The organism is Bradyrhizobium sp. LeoA1Lang, assembly GCF_055413685.1.
In genome coordinates this window covers 43,091-64,594 of sequence record NZ_JBVAPG010000030.1, presented here as the reverse complement: position 1 = coordinate 64,594, position 21,504 = coordinate 43,091, and the positions used below count along the sequence as shown (strand labels likewise).

The window sequence follows — 21,504 nt, the reverse complement described above, 5'->3', positions numbered from 1 at the left end:
GCGAGAGCGCCGAGGCCTGGCGCACGGTGCTCGGCGATCTCATCAAGCGTGGGCTCAGGCGTCCCGAGTTCCTGATCGTCGATGGCGCGCCGGGGCTCGACAAAGCCATTGCCGCCGTCTGGGACGGCGTGCCGGTGCAACGCTGTACGGTTCACAAGCACAGAAACCTGCTCGCGCATGCCCCGGAGCGCCTGCACGAGGAGATCACCTCCGATTACAACGACATGATCTATGCGACGACGCCGGAGGAAATCGCGGTTCGCCGCAAGGCCTTCATCCGCAAATGGCGGTTGAAGCATCGCGCCATCGCCGACAGTCTGGAGGAAGCAGGCGAGCGCCTGTTCACCTTCACACGCCTACCGCCGAGCCAATGGCGCAGCGTACGCACGACGAATGCGATCGAGCGATTGCACGAGGAGTTCAAGCGGCGGATCAAAACTCAAACCGTGCTGCCGTCAGCGGACACTGCCGCGATGATGTTCTGGGCGTTGCTTGCCTCTGGACAGATCAGCATGCGCAAGGTCGATGGATGGCAGACCCTCGCCACAAAACCCATCGATCAGCCGATTGACCTCGCCGCCTGAAACGATACTTTCACGTTACCCGGAGAACGCGCCAAGCAAATTCCAACCGCGTTCCGGACGGCACCCACGGCCGAACTCGCCACCACAGTCGAACAACCTGCGCTGCTCTCGCCATTAGCATGGCTAATATGACGTCACGGTGACGTTAATCTGGCTGGTTACTGCAGCGCCGATCCGAAATCGAACGGGGACCGCACCGCGATGGTGCGCTCAACGACCGACGCCCGATCTTTCGTGACCAAGGCCAGGAGGAACGACATGCACTCAGGCGCTTCCAGGATACTGACCACCCATGTCGGCAGCCTGCCGCGCTCGCCCGAACTGGAGGCGATGCTGCTGCGCCGGGAGAAGCACGAACTCGACCCGAGCGGTTTGCGACAATTACCGGGTGCGATCGAAGACGCCGTGACAGCGGTCGTACGTCGCCAGGCCGAGCTTGGCATCGACATCGTTTGCGATGGCGAGATGAGCAAATATGCCTACGCGACATACGCACGCGAACGGATGACCGGCCTTGAGGGCGAAGATCAGCCGCTGGCGCTTTCCGAACTGTCGGAATTTCCGAACTTCGCGCAGCGCGTCAAGCTCGACATCAAGACGCCGGCCTGCGTCGGACCGGTGAGTTACGTCGGCGCAGACGCCCTGGCGACCGACATCAGCAACCTGAAGGTCGCGCTCGATGCGGCAAAGGTCGAGCGCGCGTTCATGAGTGCGTCGTCGCCAGGAATCATGGCGCACTACATGCCCAATCGGTACTACGCCTCGCAGGACGCGTATCTGGAAGCTCTCGCAGAGGCGATGAAGCGCGAGTACGACGCCATCGTGGCCGCCGGCCTGTTGCTGCAGATCGATTGCCCGGACCTCGCCCTTGGCAGGCACTTCCGCGCCACGCCGGCGACGATTGCCGATTTCCGCAACGAGATCGCCATGCTGATCGAAATTCTCAATCACGCGCTACGCGACATTCCGCCCGAACGCATGCGCCTGCATCTGTGCTGGGGCAACTACGAATCTCCTCATCATCACGACATCGAACTGTCCGAGATCCTGGACCTGATCCTGAAGGTTCGACCGGCTGCGCTGCTGATCGAGGCTGCCAATCCGCGGCATGCGCATGAATGGTCCGTGTTCGCCGAGACCCCGCTGCCCGATGACAAGATTCTGGTGCCGGGCGTAATCGACACCTGCACCAACTATATCGAGCACCCCGAAGTGGTGGCGCAGCATATCGAACGCTATGCCGGCATGGTCGGGCGCGAACGCGTGATCGCGGGCACCGATTGCGGCTTCGCAAGCTTCGCGACGCTGCATACGGTCGATCCTGAGATCGCCTGGCGCAAGCTGGAAGCGCTGGTGCAAGGCGCCGAGATCGCGTCACGGCGACTTTGGAAGAACTGACGAACGCGATCGATCTCGCATCGCGTCGCCGACGATCGATGCGGGCGGCGATTTACCGCACGGGAAGCCGGTACTCGGCTCGAGAAGTATTTCAATCCGTCACGCGAGCGTCAGATGCGCTCCTTAACGCTAGCGCAGCCGACCAAAGCCTGAGGAATAGATTGAATGGCGAAAATTGAGCTTTCCGCTGTCCGCAAATCCTTTGATGGCACGGAGATCCTGAAGGGCGTCGACCTCAAGATCGAGGATGGCGAGTTCATCTCGCTGGTCGGTCCCTCCGGTTGCGGCAAATCAACGTTGCTGCGCGTGATCGCGGGTCTCGAGCCGCAGAGCGCAGGCGAGGTCAGGATCGACGGCGTTGCCGCCGACGGCATCAGGCCGAGCGCGCGCAACCTCGCGATGGTGTTTCAATCCTACGCGCTCTATCCGCACCTGAGCGCGTTCGACAATATCGCGGTGCCCTTGCGCATGCGCCGCCTCTCGGCGATCGAGCGCCTGCCGCTCGTCGGGGCGCTGCTGCCGAGCCGGCGCCGCAAGGAACGCGGCATCCGCGAGGATGTGGCAGGGGTCGCCGAGCAGCTCGAAATCGCACATTTGCTTGGCCGCAAGCCGGCGCAATTGTCGGGCGGGCAGCGGCAGCGCATCGCAGTCGGACGCGCCATCGTGCGCCAGCCGGTGGCCTTCCTGTTCGACGAGCCGCTGTCCAATCTCGACGCCAAGCTGCGCGTCCATATGCGCGCCGAGCTCGCGCAACTGCACCGGCGGCTGAACACCACCTTCGTCTACGTCACCCACGACCAGGCCGAGGCGATGACGATGTCGAGCCGGATCGCCGTGATGATCGGCGGCGAGCTGGTGCAGGTCGGCACGCCCACCGACATCTACGACAATCCGCGCGATATTCGCGTCGCCGAATTCGTCGGCAGCCCGAAGATCAACATCCTGCCCGGGCGAATCCGCGACGACGGTCGCATCGAGGCGCTCGACGTTGCGCTGCGGCTGACGAGTTCTGCTGTGCCTGGCCCCTGCCGGATCGGCGTGCGTCCGGAGCGGATCGAGCTCGGCAGTGGGCCGTTCGCCGGCCACGTCGTACACGCCGAAAACATGGGCTCGGAAGCGTTCGTGCATCTCGGCGTCAACGGCAGTGACGCGCGTCTCGTGGCGCGCATCGACGACCCGAGGCGGCTGCCGCCGATCGCAACGCAGGTCTCATTCGGCTTCGCGACGGACGCGGTGCGCGCCTTCGACCCCGAGGGCAAGCGGATCGAGGTCGAGATCGAGCATGCCGAGCGCGTGCGGGAGCGGGCCATTGTCTGACGCCGCAACCATCGACACTGCCGTCGTCGCCACGCCGGCCGCACGCACGCCCCTGCGAAAACGCGATCAGCGGGCGATGACCGCCTATGGCCTGGTCGCGCCGGCATTCACGCTGATGCTGCTCATGCTGCTCGGCCCGCTCGCGAGTGTGATCGCGCTCTCCTTCACCGACTATCAGCTCGGCGCCCCCGCCTTGTCCTGGATCGGCCTTGCCAACTACCAGGAGATGTTCGCCGACAGGGTGTTCTGGATCTCGCTGCGCAACACGCTGACTTATGTGGTGATCGTTGTGCCCGGCGCGGTGACGCTTGGGCTAGCCATCGCGCTGCTGATCGAAAGCGGCACCAGCCTGCGCGGCCTCTACCGCACCATCTACTTCCTGCCTGTCATGGCAACGCTGATCGCGATGGCTGTGGTCTGGGAGTTCATGCTGCATCCGCAGTTCGGCCTGGTGAACGGGCTGTTGCGCTGCGCCGGGCTGCCGGCTTTTAGCTGGCTGCAGGACCGCAACACCGCGCTCTATGCGCTCTGCGCCATCGGCATCTGGCAGGCGGTCGGCTTCAACATGGTGCTGTTCCTCGCCGGCCTGGTCTCGATCCCGAAGCAGCTCTATGAGGCCGCCGAGATCGACGGCGCCTCGAGCGCCTGGGCGCGGTTTCGCCTGGTGACCTGGCCGATGCTTGGCCCGGTGACGACTTTCGTCATCGTGATCAGCGGCATCCGCTCGTTCCAGGTGTTCGACACCGTGCACATCCTCACCAAGGGCGGGCCGTCGAAATCCTCCGAAGTGCTGATCCACACCATGTACACCGAGGGATTCGAGTTCTTCCGCTCGGGCTACGGCGCCGCGCTGACGGTCGTGTTCCTGGTGTTCGTCCTCCTGCTCACCTTGATCAAAGCGAGGCTCGCCGACCGCGGCGTGCAAACCGCATGAAGAATCTCCGCGCGATTCCGCTCTGGCCTGCCGTCCGCCATTTGCTCCTGATCACGGGCGCGGTGGTGCTGCTGGCCCCGTTCATCTGGATGGTCTCGACCGCGTCGAAGCCGCCGGAGGAAGTGTTCTCCAGCGAACTGCACCTGATCCCGCATCATTTCGCGCTGTGGGACAATTTGAAGGTCGCCTTCGCCAAGGCCAATCTCTGGCGCTTCCTGCTCAACGGCGTGATCGTCACCGTCTCGATCTTCGTGCTGCAGGTGCTGATCGCGCTGCCCGCCGCCTATGCGCTGGCGAAGCTGCGCTTCCTCGGCCGTGACACGCTGTTCGCGCTGGTGCTGTTCGGAATCCTGATTCCGCCACAGGCCACCGCGATCCCGGTATTCCTGCTGCTGCACAAGCTCGGCCTGCTCGACAGTTACGCCGCGCTCGTCCTGCCCTTTACGATCTCGGTGTTCGGCATTTTCCTGATGCGCCAGTTCTTCAAGTCGGTCCCCGACGATCTCGTCGACGCCGCGCGCATGGACGGCATCTCCGAGTTCGGCATCGTCTGGCGGGTGATGCTGCCCGCCGCCATCCCCGCGGTCACCGCCTTCGGCATCTTCTCCGTGGTCGCGCATTGGAACGACTATTTCTGGCCGCTGATCGTGCTCAACAGCGAGCAGTTGCGCACGCCGCCGCTGGCAGTGGCGCATTTCCGCAACAACGAGGCCGGCACCAATTACGGCCCGCTGATGGCGGCGGCGATGGTGATCATCGCGCCGCTCCTGATCGCCTTCCTGCTCGCGCAACGCCGCTTCATCGAAGGCATCACGCTGACCGGAATCAAGTAACGCGTCACCTCAAACAGGGAGCCTGTCCTATGCTGAAATCGTTAATCGCCGGAGCCGTGCTGTCGCTTGCCGCCAGCGCGTCGCTGGCACAAACGCAGACCGAGATCGTTCTGCAATATCCGTATCCGGAACTGTTTGCCGAGACTCACAAGCGCATCGCCGAAGAGTTCGCCAAGGAGCGGCCGGACATCAAGATCACGCTGCGCGCGCCTTACGAATCCTACGAGGACGGCACCCAGAAGGTGCTGCGCGAAGCCGTCACGAACCAGATGCCCGACGTCACCTTCCAGGGCCTGAACCGCATCCGCGTGCTCGTGGACAAGAACATTCCGGCCCAGCTCGACGATTACATCGCCGCCGAGAAGGACTTTGACCGCCAGGGCTTCCACCAGGCGATGTTCGACATCGGCACCGCCAGCGGCAAGATCTACGCCCTGCCCTTCGCGATCTCGCTGCCGATCGTCTATGTCAATCTCGACCTGTTGAAGCAGGCCGGGGGTGATCCGAACAACCTGCCGAAAACCTGGGATGAACTGATCGCGCAGGCGCAGAAGATCAAGGCGCTCGGTCCTGACATCAACGGCGTGACCTATGTCTGGGATATCACCGGCAACTGGCTGTGGCAGGCGCCGGTGTTCGCGCGCGGCGGCACCATGCTGAATGCGGACGAAACCAAAGTCGCCTTCAACGGCCCCGAAGGGCAGTTCGCGATCCGCATGCTCGCCCGCCTCGTCAACGAAGGCGGCATGCCGAACCTCGACCAGCCCGCCATGCGCGCGGCCTTTGCCGCCGGCAAGACCGGTTTCCACATCACCTCGACCTCCGATCTGAACAAGGTCACGCAGATGATCGGCGGCAAGTTCGCGCTGAAGACCCACACCTTCCCCGACGTCGTGTCGCCGAACGGCCGCCTGCCGGCGGGCGGCAATGTCGTGATGATCCTGTCCAAAGACAAAGCGAAGCGCGACGCCGCCTGGGACGTGGTGAAGTTCTGGGCCGGACCGAAGGGCGCGGCGATCATGGCCGAGACCACCGGCTACATGCCGGCCAACAAGGTCGCCAACGAAGTCTACCTGAAGGACTTCTACAGCAAGAACCCGAACAACTACACCGCGGTGAGCCAGATGGCGCTGCTCACCAAGTGGTACGCGTTCCCCGGCGACAACGGGTTGAAGATCACCGACGTGATCAAGGACCACATGAACTCGATCATCAGCGGCGCCCGCTCCAAGGAGCCCGATGCGGTGCTCGCCGAGATGACCGCCGACGTGCAGAAGCTGCTGCCGAAGACATCAGGCGCGACGCGCTAAAGCCTTTCGAAACCCGCTGCGGGGCGTATCATGCGCCCCGCAGCTCATTTGCGGAGCGCCCCCATGAAACTCATCCATATGAGCGACATCCACCTGACTGCGCCGGGCTCGACCATCGGCGGCCGCGATCCGCGGAAGAACTTTGAACGCGCGCTGACCCACATCCTCAGGGATCACCATGACGCCGAACTGATGGTGATCACCGGCGACCTTTCGGACTGGGGCGACCGCGACGACTATCAGTGGCTGAAGCAACGCCTCGAGCAGTTCCCGATCCCGGTGCGGCTGTGCATCGGCAACCACGACAACCGCGCCAACTTCCTCAGCGTGTTTCCCGACCTCGCCGGAGAGGGCGGCTTCGTGCAGGGTGTCCATGACCTGCCCGCCGCACGCTGCCTGTTCCTCGACACCGCGCATCCCGGGACACACGCCGGCCGCTATTGCGACGAACGGCTCGGCTGGCTTGCGGCGCGGCTCGCCGAGCATGACGGGCCCTTCCTCCTCTTCATGCATCACAACCCGATGCCGACGCACATTGCGCCGCTCGATCAGATCCGTCTGCTCGACGACGCCGCGTTCCGGAAATTGGTGGCGCGGCACCGCGAGCGGATCCGGCATATCTTCTTCGGCCATTGCCACCTGCCGCTCGCGGGATCGGTCGCCGGCGTTCCCGTTTCCTCGCTGCGCGGCACCAACCATGCGAGCTATCCGCTGTTCGCCGAAACAGAGATCCTTTGCGCGTCGGATCTGCCTGAAGCCTACGGCGTTGTGTTCCTTGGCGAGGATTACGTCACCGTACACATGGTGGAGTTCGGCTACGACGGTCCGATCCGCATCGAAGGTTCGCCCGACTATCAGACCTGGAACCGGGAGACCATGGTCCGATGAAATTTGTCGTCCTGACCGATACCCATTTCGTCGCCCGCGGCCGCAGGATCTACGGCCTCGATCCGGCAGATCGGCTCGCTGCGGCGATCGCCTGCATCAACCGCGACCATCCCGACCTCGCCTTTGTCATCGTCACCGGCGATCTCGCCCATTGGGGCGAGGACGCGGCTTACGAACATCTTGCCGACGTGCTTGCGCGCCTGAACGCGCCGACCATCCTGATGATGGGCAATCACGACCGCCGCGATAGGTTTGGCCGCTATTTCCCGGGCGTCGTCCGCGACGTCGACGGCTTTGTGCAATCCATGCAGGTGTTCGACGCCGCGACCATCGTCGCCCTCGACACGCTGAACGAGGCAGCGCCAAACCACGAGGGCCTGCTCTGCGAGCGCCGGCTCGCGTTCCTCGAGCATGCGCTGACATCGGCGCCGACCGACCGCCCGCTGCTCTTGTTCCAGCATCACCCGCCGTTCGACACCGGCCTGCGCTACATGGACACCATTCGACTCGCCAATCCGGACGCCGAGTGGGCGGTGATCGCGCGCACGCGCCGGCCGGATTATCTGTTCATGGGCCATCTGCACCGGCCGATCGCAGGGCTCTGGAACGGCATCCCCTTCCACATCCAGCGCGCACTGGCGCACCAGGTCGCGTTCGACCTTGAGACCGAGGGCCACATCCCGGGCTCGCACGAGGCGCCGGACTATTCGCATGTCACGGTGAGCGGCGGACAGATCGTGATCCACCAGTGCTCGTTCATGTATGCCGGACCGCGCTTCTCGCTGCACGACCAAGCGGCGCTGAACGGCGCTCTGGGGTAGAGCTTCGATTCTGACTGAATCAGAACGGAAGTTCTTCTTGTTCGAAAATGAATGCCGAGCCGCTCCCGAGAGGATAACTCAGCGAAGCGATGCCGCAATATCGGCGATCGATCTGAAAAGGATAAGTGGATTGTCCTTTGAGGGAATGAAGCCCCGTCGGTGCCAGAACGAAGCAGCCTCGACGTCGACGGCGTTGACGATCAGTGCGCGGCCTCCGATGAGGCCGGCGACCGTGACGCAGCGCTGCAGCGCATGCTTGAGCAGGCCAGTGCCGATTCCCTTGCCAATCCAGTTCTGATCAGTTGCAAGCTGTCCCAGCAGCAGGCAGGGGACTGGGTCGGGCGGCTGACCCGTGCGGATAGATCGCGGCAGTATTGAAGGTACGATTGCCGTTGGCGCGAGACCGTAATAACCGATCACGCGATTGGCTTCATGGACGACAAGAACAGCCGTAAAGCCTTTCTCCTGGTTGGATAGCGCCCGGGTTTTCAGCCAGCGATCGAGTGACGGCTTGCCACAGGAGAACTCGGCAAGATCGTGGGCTGCCGTCAGTAACTCAGGATCGGAGACCGCCAAGCCTTACTTCCCGGTCTTTGAACCGCTGGTCTCCCACGGGGCCGCACGCCGGAAGAGCTCAACCATTTCGGGGACCGCGGCAGCAGGCTTGGACAATGCCGCCGTGAAGGCCTTGAAGCCTGCGGCGCTCATCCGAATTGGCGCCGTTTCCATCAGCACATCTTCGGCCGCTCTTACGGCCGCGTCACGTACGAAATCGGTTCGTGAACGGCCGCGCAGCGCTGCTGCCCGATCGATGATCGCAATGTCGGCTTCGGGCAGCCGCATCGAAAGCGGGTGCTCCTTGCGCTTAATGGCTCGGGGCATGAGTGGTCTCCCTGACAGAATATATAGAATTCTGTAGCGCGTTTTGCAATACAAAAGCCAAGGGTAGGCTTCGTGCGTCTACTCCGCCGCTTTCGCCTGCGGTGGCGTTGCCGTCCCGCGCAATTTCTCCGACAGGTTGATCAGGAACATCGCGGTCGGCCGGAGGATGAAGAGGTCGGCGACGAGGGCTGCGATCATCGAGAAGGCGGAGAGCCAGCCGAACAGGCGCAGCGACGGCAGGTCGGAGAACACGGTCACCACCAGGCCGCAGGCCAACACCACAGTGGTCAGGATCAGCGCGGGTCCGACCAGGACGGTCGCGCGCTCCACCGCGAGCGCGGCACTGATGCCGGGCTTGCGCTCGAGCCTCAAGCGGTTGAGGAAGTGGATGGTCGCGGAGAGGCCGAGGCCGAACGATACCGTCAGCGCCACGACGCTCGCAAACTGCAGGCCTTCGCCGAGCAGCCACAACACCGTGCCCGACAGCACCACCGGGAAGATGCCCGGCAGGATGCAGGAGAACATCACGACGACGGAGCGGAAGGCAAGCCCGATGAAGATCGCGACCAGGGCGAACTCGATCGTCAGCCCGTGGTTGAGCTTCTCGATCATGCTGGCGCTGTTGCGCGCGGCGATCGCGGACAGCCCGGTGACGGCGATCTCGTAGCCGGGATGCTCGGCGCGCACCTTGTCGAGGGCGTGATCGAGCTTGTCGACCACCGGCAGGATCTCGCTTGAATCGAGATCGGGCACGCGACCGGACACCACCACGGCATCCTGATTCGCGGAGATGAAGCGCCGCACCAGATGTTCGGGGATGACGCTGACATATTCCTTCAGCGTCGCGACGTCGGTCGCGCCCGCCTTCTCGGCAAGCCAGCGGCGCAGCGTTTCCAGCGACCAGACATTGCCGACGCCCGCCGCCCCTTCCACCGTGGAGTGAACCTCTGCGATCACCTTCAAGGTCTCGGGCGAGTAGAGCGATGCGCCCTTCGGGAATTCGATCAGGACGTCGATCGGATTGGCGCCGGTCAGCTTCGCGTCAAGCCGATTGCTGGCCTCAACCGCCTGCTGCTTGTTCGGCACCTGGTCGGCCAGCCGATAGCGCGGCTCGAGATTGGCATAGATGATGCCGAGCCCGCCGACGAAGATCAACGCGACCAGGCTGAACAGCCCGGGCCGGCTGACCATGCGCACCGCGATCCAGTAGCAGAAATTGCGCAGCGCCTGCACGCCGGCATCCGCGCTCTGGAATTTGACCGCGAAGATGCGCTCGTTGCGCACGAACAATACGCCGAATACCGGCACCAACGACAGCACCGCGAGCAGCGCGATGATGGTGGCGGCAAGCCCCGCCTCGCCGAATTTGCGGATCAGGTCGGAATCGGAGAACTGCAGCGCGATAAAGGAAATGCCGGCGGTCGCGTGCGTCAGCACGCAGGCCGGCCCCACCACCCGGACGGCATTGGTGAACGCGCTCAATTTGTCCTGCCCCGCGATCAGCCGGTCGCGCGCCGCAAAGGTGAGCTGCATCGAGTCGGAGAAGCTGATCACCATGATGAGCGGCGTCATCACGTTCAGGAACATGTTGAGATTGAAATTGGCCCAGCCGAGGGCGCCGAGCGCGAGCAGGATCGCGATCATGGGCGGGAATGCCGCCACCACCATGAAGGAGATCTTGCGGAAGAAGATGATCGCGATGATGCAGCCGGCTAGGATGCCGAGGACGTTGTAGGTCAGCCCGTCGCGTTCGACCGCGTTGCGGATCTCGAGCTGCATCACCGGCACGCCGGAGAGCTGGGCATTGAGGCCGCTGCCGGAGAGGTCGTCGGCCATCACCTTGCGGATCTCGCCGACTGCGGTGCTCAGCTTACTGCTCGAGACCACTTCAGGATCGAGCGACAGCACGACCAGCGCCAGCGTGCCGTCCTCCGACAACAGCTTGCCGCGAATGATCTCGTTGGATTTCACCGTCTCGACGAACTTGTCGTAGGCCGCGCCTTCCGGCAGTTCGTTGGGGAACAGCGCCGCCGGCAGTTTGCCGGGCTCCGGCGCCTGCCGCGCCGAGAACAGCGAGATCAGGCCGCGCACGCCGTCGACCAGTTGCAGGTCGGTGACCATGTCGCGCAATTTTTCGAGGTTGTCGCGCGCCAGCAGCGTCTTGCCTTCGACCACGACCAACACGTCGAACTCGGTCGCCGGGAAGCGCTTCGTCACCTCCTCGTACTGCTTGTAGTCTTTGGTGTTCGAACGGAACAGTTGCGACAGCGAATCATCGATCTTGATCCGCTGGACGCCGAACACGGCCGCGATCATCAGCGCGACCAGCACGATCAGCGAGACGACCGGCGCCTTGACCGCGATCAGCCCGATGCGCTCCAGCCCGAAAGCAATGCTGGCCCCCTGCGGCGGCTCCTCGACCTTTCCGACGTGGACCTGACTTTCGGAATTCTTTTCGAGCATGCCCTGTCCAGTTCTGAAATCGGCGCGAATTGTCTAGCTTGGGTTTTACGGGCGTGAACAACGCTCTACGGCCACTTCCAATCGGCGCTAGCCTTTGAAAACACGGAAGTATTGACCGCCGCCGGTTTTACAGGCCCCTCCCCCGCCTCGCAAGCACGAGGGAGAGGTCAAATCGGCGTGTGCGGTACAAAAATCGCCATTAAGTATCTGATTTGTCACAGCGCAGGAGCGGATCGGGCTGAAGCCGTCCTGCTCTCATCTCTTTGTTCGAACGTGATCTTTTCGGAGGGCCGGTCCCGCCTCCCCGGATCATGAGCTCAGGGCGCGGCCAACTGCGGCGGAATGCCTCCGCTCTCGTCCTTCAACGCAACGCCAGTGACTTGGCGGCTCAGTCCCTCGCGGACCAGCCACGCGATTCGGTATGCGGCTTCCGCGTAGGTGAGGCCCGCGCGGTGAATGTTGGAGATGCAGTTTCGTTCCGCATCGGTGCGGCCGATCCGCGGTGCGAAGGTCAGGTAAGCGCCGAGGCTGTCGGGCGCGGACAGGCCGGGCCGCTCGCCAATCAGCACCAGGACCATGCGCGCGTTGAGAAGCGCACCGATCTCATCGCCCAGCGCGACGCGGGCGCCCGAGGCGATCACGGTCCCGCCGATATTGATCCGGCCGGCCGCAAGCTGCGGCAGCAGATGGCGAACCAGTTCGACCGCATGGACATTGACCGCGGTCGGCGACAGGCCATCGCCGATCACAAGGTCCAGTTGGCTGGACGTGCTGCCGAGGCTCTCCAAGGCGCGCCGCGATTCGGGATCGAGCATGCGTCCAAGATCGGGACGCCTGAGATAGTCGCCGCGATCGCGCGCCTGGCTCGACACCTGGAGCGGCTGCAGGCCGAGTTCGTTCAATCCTGCAATGAGGCCATCGAGATCGAAAGCGGCGTGAACGGCGTCGCGCGCACGGGCATGGTCGAGCGTGAAGCCCAGCAGCGCCTCGGTCGGCAGGCTGGCGCCGGAACGGCCGAGCCCGACGCGCGCCGGCGTCAATTCGCGCAGGCGCGTCAGCGAAAGGGGCGGCGCCGGTGGTTTCATTTCCGGCTACTCGGCAGGCACGGAAGCTTCGCGCAACCGGATCGAATAGTTCGACGCGTTCTGCTGGCCGCTCGAGGCCGCACGCGCGAACGTGATCAGGTGATGCGCGATCATCGACGATGCGATCAATCCCTCGATGTCGCCGCGGCGAAGCCGCCCGAGCGCGAACTTCCAGAATGTCCGCTTATAGTCACCGAGCACGCCGACCTGCCAGAAGATGTTGCGCAGCATGATCAGCCCGCGCCTGATATTGGCCCAGCTCTTCATTTCCGGGTTGACCGGGACCTTCACGCGGTTGGCGTAGGTGTAGTCGCATTGGTGCTCGTAGCGCGCAAACAGCTTTTCGGGCTCGTAGGCCACCTCCATGCACCGCTTCCAGGAGCTGATGACCTGATCGTAGGGCAGAAGGAACTCGACGTTGGAGTCGCGGCCGTCGTCCTCGACCAGGCGTCCCTCGCGTTCGAGCCGATCCCAGAGCGGCGTCTTCGGCAGCGCCTGCAGCAGGTTGATCGTCAATAGCGGAATCCGGGATTCATCGACGAAAGCAAGCAGCGCGTCCGCGGTCTCGGGCTTGTCGGTGTCCAGGCCCATGATGATGCCGGAGACGACCTCCATGCCGTAGGAATTGATGGTCTGAACGCCTTCCAGGATCGGGACCATCATGTTGTGGTCCTTGTGCATGGCCTTCAGCGCGTCGGGATCGGGCGTCTCGATGCCGCAGAAGATCGTGACGAAGTAGGCTTCGCGCATCTTCTCGAGGATCTCGGGCCGCTTGGCGATGTTCAGCGTCGCCTCGCAGGCGAGCCGCACGACGTAACCAGTCTTCTTCTGCCACTCGATCAGATGCGGCAACAGGTCCAGCGTCGCCTTGCGGTTGCCGATGAAATTGTCGTCGACGAAATAGACCGTGTCGGTCATGCCGCATTCGCGCAGCCGGTCGAGCTCGGCGATGATCTGCTGCGGCGTCTTCAGGCGCGGGTTGCGGCCGTAGAGGCCGGGGATATCGCAGAACTCGCACTGATAGGGGCAGCCGCTGGAGAACTGGATGCTGCCGAGGAAATAGCGTTTGGTCTCGGCAAGCTCGTAGGCCGGAATCGGGAACTCCGTCATCGGCACACGGTCCACGGTCTTCAGGACCACCTGCTCAGCGGGACGCGACGTATCGCGCGCGAGCCGTGCGATCAGCTCATTGGTGGCGTCGCCGAGTTCGCCGACATGGAGATAATCGAAGGACGGATAGTAGTCCGGACATGCGCTGACCGACGGGCCGCCAAGGGCGACGGCCAGATCGAAGGCATGCGCGCGGCGGCAGATGTCGTTCATGTGGTGGCGCTGGATGTGCATGCCGCTGACGAACACCGCCTCCGCCCACTCGAAATCTGCCTTGGCGGCGGGACGGATGTTCTCGTCGATGAAGCGGACCTGCCAGTTTTCCGGCAGATAGGCCGCGATCAGCAAGAGCCCCTGCGGCGGCATGAAAGCCTTGACGCCGTCGGTCAACGGATAGGCGTATTCGAACGTACCGAACGCCGATGTGTAGCGCGGGAAGACGCAGAGGATGCGTCGTGCCGCCTCGATGCCCTCAGCTCTCATCCAAACTTCCTTAAGACGAGCCTAAACCAAATGTAAGCACGGCATCGGACGCTGGGCCAGAAATTCTTCAAGATTGTGGCGGCGCACACGCGCAGGGAACGGGTCGTTGCCAAAGAGCACTGCGAGAGGGAACGCCGAGTTTCAGGCGATCAGGCGCGAGGCAAATTCGGGCAGCAGCCCTGCGCGATCGGTGAGCCGGAAGTCGTTCCCCGCGAGCCCGGCGCGCAACAGCCAGTCGTCGAATTCGGGCGCCCGCTTGAGGCCGAAGACGTCCCGGACATAGAGCGCGTCGTGGAACGACGTCGACTGGTAATTCAGCATGACATCATCGGCGCCGGGCACCCCCATGATGAAGGTGACACCGGCCGCGGCCAGCAGCGTCAGGAGATTGTCCATGTCGTCCTGGTCGGCCTCGGCGTGGTTGGTGTAGCAGACGTCGACGCCGAGCGGCAGGCCGAGCAGCTTGCCGCAGAAGTGATCCTCAAGGCCGGCGCGAATGATTTCCTTGCCGTCGTAGAGATATTCCGGGCCGATGAAGCCGACCACGCTGTTGACGAGCAAAGGATCGAAGGCGCGGGCGACCGCATAGGCGCGGGCCTCGCAAGTCTGCTGGTCGACGCCATGATGGGCGTTGGCCGACAGCGCCGAGCCCTGCCCGGTCTCGAAATACATGACGTTGTCGCCGACCGTGCCGCGGCGGAGCGACAGCCCCGCCTCGCGCGCTTCGCCGAGCAGCACGAGATCGACGCCGAAGCTGCGGTTGGCGGCTTCCGTCCCGGCGATCGACTGGAATACCAGGTCGACCGGCAGGCCCTGCCCGATCAGCCCCAGCGTCGTCGTCACATGGGTCAGCACGCAGCCCTGGGTTGGGACCGAAAGGCGCGTGATGATGTCGTCAAGCAGCCTGAGCAGGCCGCCGATGACGTTGGGGTCATCGCTTGCTGGATTGATGCCGATGCAGGCGTCGCCCGATCCGAGCAGGAGCCCATCGAGGATCGAGGCGGTGATGCCCTTGACGTCATCGAAGGGATGGTTGGGCTGCAGTCGCGTGCTCATCCGGCCGCGCAGCCCGATGGTGTTGCGGAAGCGGGTCGTCACTTCGCATTTCTTCGCGACCAGGATCAGGTCCTGGTTGCGCATCAGTTTCGACACCGCGGCCGCCATTTCGGGCGTGATGCCGCGGGACAACTTCTGCAGCCTGTCGGTGCTCGCGGCATCCGACAGCAGCCAGTCACGAAAGCCGCCGACGGTCAGCGACGAGATGGCCGCAAAAGCTGCGGCATCATGGGTATCGAGGATCAGGCGGGTGACCTCGTCGTCCTCGTAAGGAATGACCGCCTCGTTCAGGAACCGCTTCAGCGGCACATCGGCGAGTGCGATCCGCGCCGCGATCGTCTCCTCCGCACTGCCAGCCGCGATCCCGGCAAGGCGGTCGCCGGAGCGCGGCGGCGTGGCCTTGGCGAGCAGGTCGCGCAGATCGCCGAATACGTAAGAAGTGGCACCGATGACGTGGCGATAGACCATGACGAGTTCCCGCGCGCTGGCCGCGCTTCATTGGATCAACAGCCTATCACCATGCAAGAACCGGTGCCGATCGGTTATCCGGGCCGGACGCCGCCTGGGTCGCTTGCCTTTGGTTGCAATGCGGAAAACTTCGCGCATTAAGAAATTGTCCATCAAGATTCTAGATGATTTTACCGGCCGTCGGTGCTCCCCGGCCCATCTGGAGTGCCGCGAATGGCTGAAATCACGACCTCTCCCCGCCCCATCCCTGTCCCCGCCATGGCGTCCCGGCTTTCGCTTGCTGCCAAGCTGTATGCGATCTTTGCACTGTTCGCGGTGCTGACCGCGGCCATCACCTTCCTGTCCGACTACAACAGCCGCCGGAACGCGGAGCTCACGGAGGCTGTGGAGACGGCAAGCCACGCGGCGCTGAACGTCGAGCGGGTCAATTCGCTCGTCTATGCGGTGGTGATGGAATCCCGCGGCATCTACATGTCGACGGATCCGGCCACGGTGAAGAAATACGGCGATGGGCTGCTCAAGTTCAACGAGCGCATCCTCGCCGTGGTCAAGAACTGGGAGCAGATCGTCCAGGCCGACGATGCCGAGCAGTTCGCCAATTTCAAGAAGCGCATCGAGCAGTTCGTCGACTTCCGCAAGGAGCTCGTGCGCCGCGGCGTCGAGATCGGCGCCGCCGCGGGCCGCGAATGGGGCGACAACGACGCCAATCGCGACGTGCGGACCGCGCTGAACAAGGATTTGGAGGCGCTGTCGAAGGTCTATGCCGAGCGCAGCAAGAAGCTGGCGCAGGAGACCGACACCAACCGCACCCTGGCGCTTGTCCTGACCGGCCTCGGCGGCCTGGCGCTGGTTCTGGTGGTGCTCGGCGTGCTGATCATCTCGCGCTCGGTCGCCCGCCCGCTGTCCGCGATCACCACCACGATCAGGCAGGTCGCGGAAGGCGAGGAGAACGTCGCGGTTCCTCACACTGGGCGCGGCGACGAGATCGGCGCGCTGGCGCGCGCAATCGAGATCTTCCGGGAGGCGATGCAGCGCAACCGCAACCTCAATTCACAGGTGCTGCAGGAATCGAAGGCACGCGACGAGCGCACCAGGCACATCGAAGCCTCGGTGGAAGCATTCCGCGAGGCGATCGGCGCGGTGCTGCGCGCGGTCAACGACAATGCGGCCTCGATGCGCGATACCGCGCAGGCCATTGCCAGCGTCGCATCCGATGCCAGCGATCGCGCGGTGACGGCCGCCGGCGCCACCACGCAGGCCGCCGATAATGTCTCCGCCGTCGCCAGCGCGGCCGAAGAACTCTCGGCCTCGGTGCAGGAGATCGGCCGCCAGATCCGCCAGTCCGCCGGCGCGGTCGAAGAGGCCGGCCAGCGCACCGACAGGTCAGTCGCCGAGATCGAAGGGCTTGCCGCCGCGACCCAACGCATCGACGGCGTGCTCACGCTGATCCGGGCCATCGCCGAGCAGACCAACCTGCTCGCGCTCAACGCCACCATCGAGGCCGCACGCGCCGGCGACGCCGGCCGCGGCTTCGCGGTCGTCGCCCATGAGGTCAAGGCGCTGGCGGAGCAGACGGCGAAAGCCACCGTCGACATCGGCGAGAATATCGGCACGATCCAGGCCTCGACGCGCACTTCGGTCGAAGCAGTGCGCGAGATCGGCAACGCCGTGCGCGAGATCAACGTGGTGACATCGAATATCGCAAGCGCAGTCGGCGAGCAGGATGCCGCGACGCGCGAGATCTCGATCAATGCGCAGGCGGCCGCGCAAGGCAATGACACGCTGGTGGTCAATATCGGCTCACTCAGCGACGCGATGGGCAAGACATCCGTCGCCGCGGAATCCGTGCTTGCCGCGTCCGGCGAATTGACTGCGACGGCGGAGACGCTATCGCGCGAGGTCGAGAAGTTTTTCGGTAATTTGCGCGCCGATCCGATTGAGGGCGCGCGGAAGAGCGCGTGATCAGTCCGCGCTTCGGTGCGCGCTCTGCTCGCCCACGATCCTGGGCAACAGCAGTTGAACGCGCGTGCCGCTGCCGGGCTCGCTATCCAGCCTGATCCGCCCTCCCAGGCGCTCGGTTACGATGTTATGGACGATATGCAGACCGAGACCGGTTGCGCCTTCGTGGCGGCGGGTCGTGAAGAAGGGATCGAACGCCCGACGCCTGGTCTCGGCAATCATCCCTGAACCGTTGTCGGCAAACACCACCTCGATATGATCGGGCCCTGCGCCGCGCACGGTCAGGTCGACGGCACCGCGGCGGTCGTCCGGAAACGCGTGCGCGATGGCATTGAACGCCAGATTGGTCAGCACCTGCCCGTAAGGGCCAGGATAGCTGTTCATCCGAAGATTTGGCTCGCACCATGCATTCAACGTGATGCCGCGCTCCTGAAACTCGGGACGAAGGTTGAGGAGAATCCGTCCGGTCAATTCGCCAACATCAAATTCTCGCCGCTCGGATTGATCGCCGTCGGCTGCGACCTGCTTGAACGCGCTCACCAGTTCGGCCGCGCGATTGAGGTTCGTCACGAGTTGGTTCGATGCATCGTTGATCGCGGCGACGAACTCGGTCAGCGTCGACCGGCGGAGCCCGCCGCGCGCGGCTTCGGCCGCAAAGCGCTCGGTCCTGCGCTGAAGTGACGAGGCAACCGTCAGGCTGATGCCGACGGGATTGTTGACCTCATGGGCAACGCCCGCGACCATCCGTCCAAGCGCGGCAAGCTTCTCGGCTTCAACCAGCGACGCCTGGGCCTCACGCAGATCTTGCAGCGCGGCCTCGGCAGCATCGCGGGCCTGGCGAAGCGCCTGCTCGCTGCGCTTCCGTTCGGTGATCTCCTCCGCCGCGACATTGATGGCGACGATCTGGCCGCTTGGGGCGCGCAACGGGTGCCAATACGTTACCCAGAAACGCTCATCGACCCGATCGGCCCGTTGACCGGCGACTTCAACGCCGATCACCGGTTCGCCGGTCTCCATGATCGACCGTACGATCTGCTCGACCGAGTCGGCCAGCGCCGGCACGCAATCCCTGACGGAGCGTCCGAGATGGTACTCGACGGACAATCCGCATATCTCGGTAAGACGTTGATTGATCTGCAGATACCGGCAGTCTGGAGACAGGCATGCGAGCCCGATCGGCGCTGTGTCATAGACCAGTTGCAGCGCCGGCTGCGGGAACAACATGACGGCCGCTGGTTCGCCCCCCGGCCTCGCATTCGCAGTATTCGACACCACGCCTCCCCTGCTGCCGAGTGGGCTAATTGCCGGAAGCACAGACTTGTTCCCATCATCGGAACCGATTCAATGACGCTTTCCTAGCTCGGTAGCACGTTCAGCGGTGTGCAACCAGCAGGATGACCGCGCATCATGAATGGTGGCGAGATGGAGAAACGGGTGAGCGCAACACGCACCGGAAGCCGACATGGCTCGTCGAGGCATCAACCGCCTCCGCGTGCCGCGCGGCGGGACGATAGCGGCGGCTGTAGTTCGGCGCGGAGAGATGCGAGCCCCCCTTGAGCACCTTGCGCGGAATGCGAACCCGCGGGCGCGCCGGATCGTAGCTGGCCTCCTTGCGGCCGCCGACGGGATTATGCGGGACGCCGTGCTGCGCGTCGGCTTCGTGGTGTGCCGACCACCAATCGGTCGTCCACTCCCAGACGTTGCCGATCATGTCGTAGACACCATAGCCGTTCGGCGGGAACGCCGTCACCGGCGAGGTGCGGTCATAGCCGTCCTCGCAGAGATTCTGGACCGGGAAATTGCCCTGCCAGGTATTGGCCATGTGGACGCCGCCGGGCATCAAGGCGTTGCCCCAGGCGTATTCCTCATCCTCGAGCCCGCCGCGCGCAGCGAATTCCCACTCCGCTTCCGTCGGCAATTCCTTTCCGACCCATTTCGCGTAAGCCAATGCGTCAGCGTAAGTGATGTGCACGACCGGATGACTGCCGAGCACATTGATGTGGGTCTTGGGGCCATATGGATGGCGCCAGTTGGCGCCGGGCGTGAACGTCCACCACTGGCTTGTGTCGCGCAAATCGCGCACGCGCCGCGGCGCCATGAAGACAAGCGAGCCGGCTTGGCGCATGTCCGGCGGCGCGTCCGGATCGTTCGCGGGACTGGGCGGGATCTCCGCCGCGGTGATGTGGCCGGTGGCGAGGACGAACTCGCGGAACTGCCAATTGGTGACGGGTGTTCGGTCGATCCAGAAACCGTCGACCGTCACGCGATGCGCTGGCGCTTCTTCGGGGTAGTGATGGTCCGATCCCATCCGGAACGCGCCGCCAGGAATCCAGACCATGTCCTCGGTCCTGATATCATCCGGCTGATAATTGCTGCACTCGGTTTCTGCCCGAAACATGGCGCCAACTTTGCGCGGTGTCGCGCCCCTTCCGGTTCAAGCGCCGCCAGCCCAGCGGCAGCAATACGTTAGCCCCTCTTGTCGTGTGCGCAGGCTGCGATAAGCACAGCCGCTCCCGCCGCGCGTGACGCGGTCCAAGACGACCTGATCACGTGCCTGCTCTGGTTGAGGACCAAACGATAGACCAACTCCGCAGGCCTGTGATGTGCAGAGTGTGCCAATTTTCGGCAAGCTTGCTTACAGCCGTCGCGCGAACTCACCTGATGTGGCCGATCCCTGGGGGTTGCGAAGGCTTTGACGAAAATTCAGGGACAATTGCTGCCGCACGCGCGCCATCACGAAACCCGAATCGCTGCAACAAATCGGTGTCATGGTGTGGCAGGAACTTCACCGTCTCCGACTTGTTGTCGGGACCGGCACTGCCCCACCGTGCGTGGGGGAGGCGAAGATGGCGCAACGTCTTTCGGTCAACATCTCCAACCTCGATGGCTTCGAGGGCATGCATCAGGGCGTCAAGGGCAGCCATGTCGACGTCATGCAGATCGGACGTGGCAAGCTGCGCGGGACCCTGTCTCATGTCGGCATCGGGGATTTCTCGCTGAGCATCGGCTCGTTCAGTCTCGGCCTGCGCACGCAGCGTATTTCGACCGATGACCGGCTGATCGTCGGCATGCTGCTTGATGCCGAAGACCGGGTCACGCACTGGTCGTTCGACATGCGTCCGTCCGACGTCCTGGTGATCCCGCCGCTGGTCGAGCATGATGGGATCTTCCACGGCGCGTCCACTTATGCAGCGGTCCGGCTTGATCTCGCTCATCTCGGCTCCGTGTTCGGCGGCGACGCGCGGCTCAGCGATCCCGCCCATTGGCTGCAAAAGAGTTACTATCGCACAGACGATGCGATCGGCATGGTCGCAGCCCGCCGCCTGCCCCAGATCATTTCAGGTCTCGCACGACACGAGTCGGTGCTTTCGGACGATGCGGCGGAATTCTGGAAGCGCGCCATCGTCGACTGCATGACGGGTACGATCGTCAATTCGCTGCCGCCCGATGACCGCGGCCATCTGCCATCGGCGATGAAGCTCGTTCGCCGCGTCGAGGACTATCTCGACAGGGTGGGCCCGAGGCCGGTGCATATCTCCGAGATCTGCGCCGAATTCAGCCTGTCGCGGCGCGGACTTCACCGTGCCTTTCAGGAGGTGTTCGGCATCGGCCCCGTGACATTCCTGCGCCACAAGCGCCTTTGCGCCATCCATTCCATGCTGAGGGAAAGCGTGCCCGGAGAGGTCACCGTCGGCGAAATCGCGATGCAGCAGGGCTTCATCGAGCTCGGACGGTTCGCCCAATATTACAGAAACCTGTTCGGCGAGTACCCGTCCGAGACACTGCGCGGCAAGCGCGCGGGTGGACTGCCGCCGTCCGCCGCCGCATTTCGCTGAGCCATCGGCTTTAATCCGTAGCCCGGGTGGAGCGCAGCCCAACCCGGGACATCTGCGAAGAAAGAACCCGGGTTACG

At 63.8% G+C, this 21,504-nt stretch carries 18 protein-coding genes; 10 read left to right on the top strand and 8 right to left on the bottom strand.

All coding sequences use genetic code 11. The features are described from left to right. From ACZYOF_RS13350 to ACZYOF_RS13315, 8 genes are all read left to right on the top strand, one after another. The coding region (locus tag ACZYOF_RS13350; protein ID WP_463716038.1) for an IS256 family transposase at positions 1–584 on the top strand (584 nt) is incomplete at its 5' end. 258 nt (positions 585–842) lie between these two features. Beyond that, positions 843–1,982 carry a cobalamin-independent methionine synthase II family protein gene (locus ACZYOF_RS13345; protein WP_463716037.1) on the top strand — a complete coding sequence of 380 codons (1,140 nt, stop codon included), beginning with the start codon at positions 843–845 and terminating at the stop codon, positions 1,980–1,982. A gap of 165 nt (positions 1,983–2,147) precedes the next feature. After that, positions 2,148–3,299 carry an ABC transporter ATP-binding protein gene (locus tag ACZYOF_RS13340; protein WP_463716036.1) on the top strand — a complete coding sequence of 384 codons (1,152 nt, stop codon included), beginning with the start codon at positions 2,148–2,150 and terminating at the stop codon, positions 3,297–3,299. 76 nt (positions 3,300–3,375) lie between these two features. After that, positions 3,376–4,233 carry a carbohydrate ABC transporter permease gene (locus ACZYOF_RS13335; protein ID WP_463716039.1) on the top strand — a complete coding sequence of 286 codons (858 nt, stop codon included), beginning with the start codon at positions 3,376–3,378 and terminating at the stop codon, positions 4,231–4,233. Continuing rightward, a complete protein-coding gene (locus tag ACZYOF_RS13330) occupies positions 4,230–5,066 on the top strand; it encodes a carbohydrate ABC transporter permease (RefSeq protein ID WP_130577120.1) in 837 nt (278 codons plus the stop codon). Before ACZYOF_RS13335 ends, ACZYOF_RS13330 begins: the two co-directional genes overlap by 4 nt. Positions 5,067–5,095: 29 nt before the next feature. Then, a complete protein-coding gene (locus tag ACZYOF_RS13325) occupies positions 5,096–6,376 on the top strand; it encodes an ABC transporter substrate-binding protein (RefSeq protein ID WP_463716035.1) in 1,281 nt (426 codons plus the stop codon). A 63-nt stretch (positions 6,377–6,439) separates the two neighbouring features. Then, positions 6,440–7,264: a phosphodiesterase gene (locus ACZYOF_RS13320; protein ID WP_463716034.1), complete on the top strand. Its 825-nt coding sequence runs from the start codon at positions 6,440–6,442 to the stop codon at positions 7,262–7,264. Further along, complete coding sequence (locus tag ACZYOF_RS13315; protein ID WP_463716033.1) at positions 7,261–8,085, top strand: phosphodiesterase; 825 nt, start codon at positions 7,261–7,263, stop codon at positions 8,083–8,085. The genes ACZYOF_RS13320 and ACZYOF_RS13315 overlap by 4 nt, the downstream gene beginning before the upstream one ends. Positions 8,086–8,163: 78 nt before the next feature. Here ACZYOF_RS13315 and ACZYOF_RS13310 read toward each other — a convergent pair whose 3' ends face one another. From ACZYOF_RS13310 to ACZYOF_RS13285, 6 genes are all read right to left on the bottom strand, one after another. Further along, on the bottom strand, positions 8,164–8,661 hold the full coding sequence (locus ACZYOF_RS13310; RefSeq protein ID WP_463716032.1) for a GNAT family N-acetyltransferase: 498 nt from the start codon (positions 8,659–8,661) through the stop codon (positions 8,164–8,166). 3 nt (positions 8,662–8,664) lie between these two features. Beyond that, positions 8,665–8,928 (bottom strand): type II toxin-antitoxin system TacA family antitoxin, encoded by a 264-nt coding sequence (locus ACZYOF_RS13305; protein WP_463699168.1) that lies wholly within the window; start codon positions 8,926–8,928, stop codon positions 8,665–8,667. 117 nt (positions 8,929–9,045) lie between these two features. After that, positions 9,046–11,430: an efflux RND transporter permease subunit gene (locus ACZYOF_RS13300; protein WP_463716031.1), complete on the bottom strand. Its 2,385-nt coding sequence runs from the start codon at positions 11,428–11,430 to the stop codon at positions 9,046–9,048. A 317-nt stretch (positions 11,431–11,747) separates the two neighbouring features. Next, positions 11,748–12,515 carry an ethanolamine ammonia-lyase subunit EutC gene (gene eutC / locus ACZYOF_RS13295; RefSeq protein WP_463716030.1) on the bottom strand — a complete coding sequence of 256 codons (768 nt, stop codon included), beginning with the start codon at positions 12,513–12,515 and terminating at the stop codon, positions 11,748–11,750. A 6-nt stretch (positions 12,516–12,521) separates the two neighbouring features. After that, positions 12,522–14,108 carry a B12-binding domain-containing radical SAM protein gene (locus ACZYOF_RS13290; RefSeq protein ID WP_463716029.1) on the bottom strand — a complete coding sequence of 529 codons (1,587 nt, stop codon included), beginning with the start codon at positions 14,106–14,108 and terminating at the stop codon, positions 12,522–12,524. Between the two features lie 141 nt (positions 14,109–14,249). Beyond that, positions 14,250–15,632 (bottom strand): ethanolamine ammonia-lyase subunit EutB, encoded by a 1,383-nt coding sequence (locus ACZYOF_RS13285; protein ID WP_463716028.1) that lies wholly within the window; start codon positions 15,630–15,632, stop codon positions 14,250–14,252. A 213-nt stretch (positions 15,633–15,845) separates the two neighbouring features. Here ACZYOF_RS13285 and ACZYOF_RS13280 point away from each other — a divergent pair, with 213 nt between their 5' ends. After that, positions 15,846–17,594, top strand: a complete 1,749-nt coding sequence (locus tag ACZYOF_RS13280; protein ID WP_463716027.1) for a methyl-accepting chemotaxis protein — start codon at positions 15,846–15,848, stop codon at positions 17,592–17,594. Here the strand turns inward: ACZYOF_RS13280 and ACZYOF_RS13275 are convergent, their stop codons facing one another. Continuing rightward, a complete protein-coding gene (locus ACZYOF_RS13275; protein ID WP_463716026.1) occupies positions 17,595–18,863 on the bottom strand; it encodes a sensor histidine kinase in 1,269 nt (422 codons plus the stop codon). A 133-nt stretch (positions 18,864–18,996) separates the two neighbouring features. Continuing rightward, positions 18,997–19,989: a formylglycine-generating enzyme family protein gene (locus ACZYOF_RS13270; RefSeq protein WP_463716025.1), complete on the bottom strand. Its 993-nt coding sequence runs from the start codon at positions 19,987–19,989 to the stop codon at positions 18,997–18,999. A gap of 448 nt (positions 19,990–20,437) precedes the next feature. Here ACZYOF_RS13270 and ACZYOF_RS13265 point away from each other — a divergent pair, with 448 nt between their 5' ends. Further along, the gene (locus ACZYOF_RS13265) at positions 20,438–21,427 is read left to right on the top strand and encodes an AraC family transcriptional regulator (RefSeq protein WP_463716024.1); all 990 of its coding nucleotides are present in this window, start codon (positions 20,438–20,440) and stop codon (positions 21,425–21,427) included. Positions 21,428–21,504: the final 77 nt, after the last annotated feature.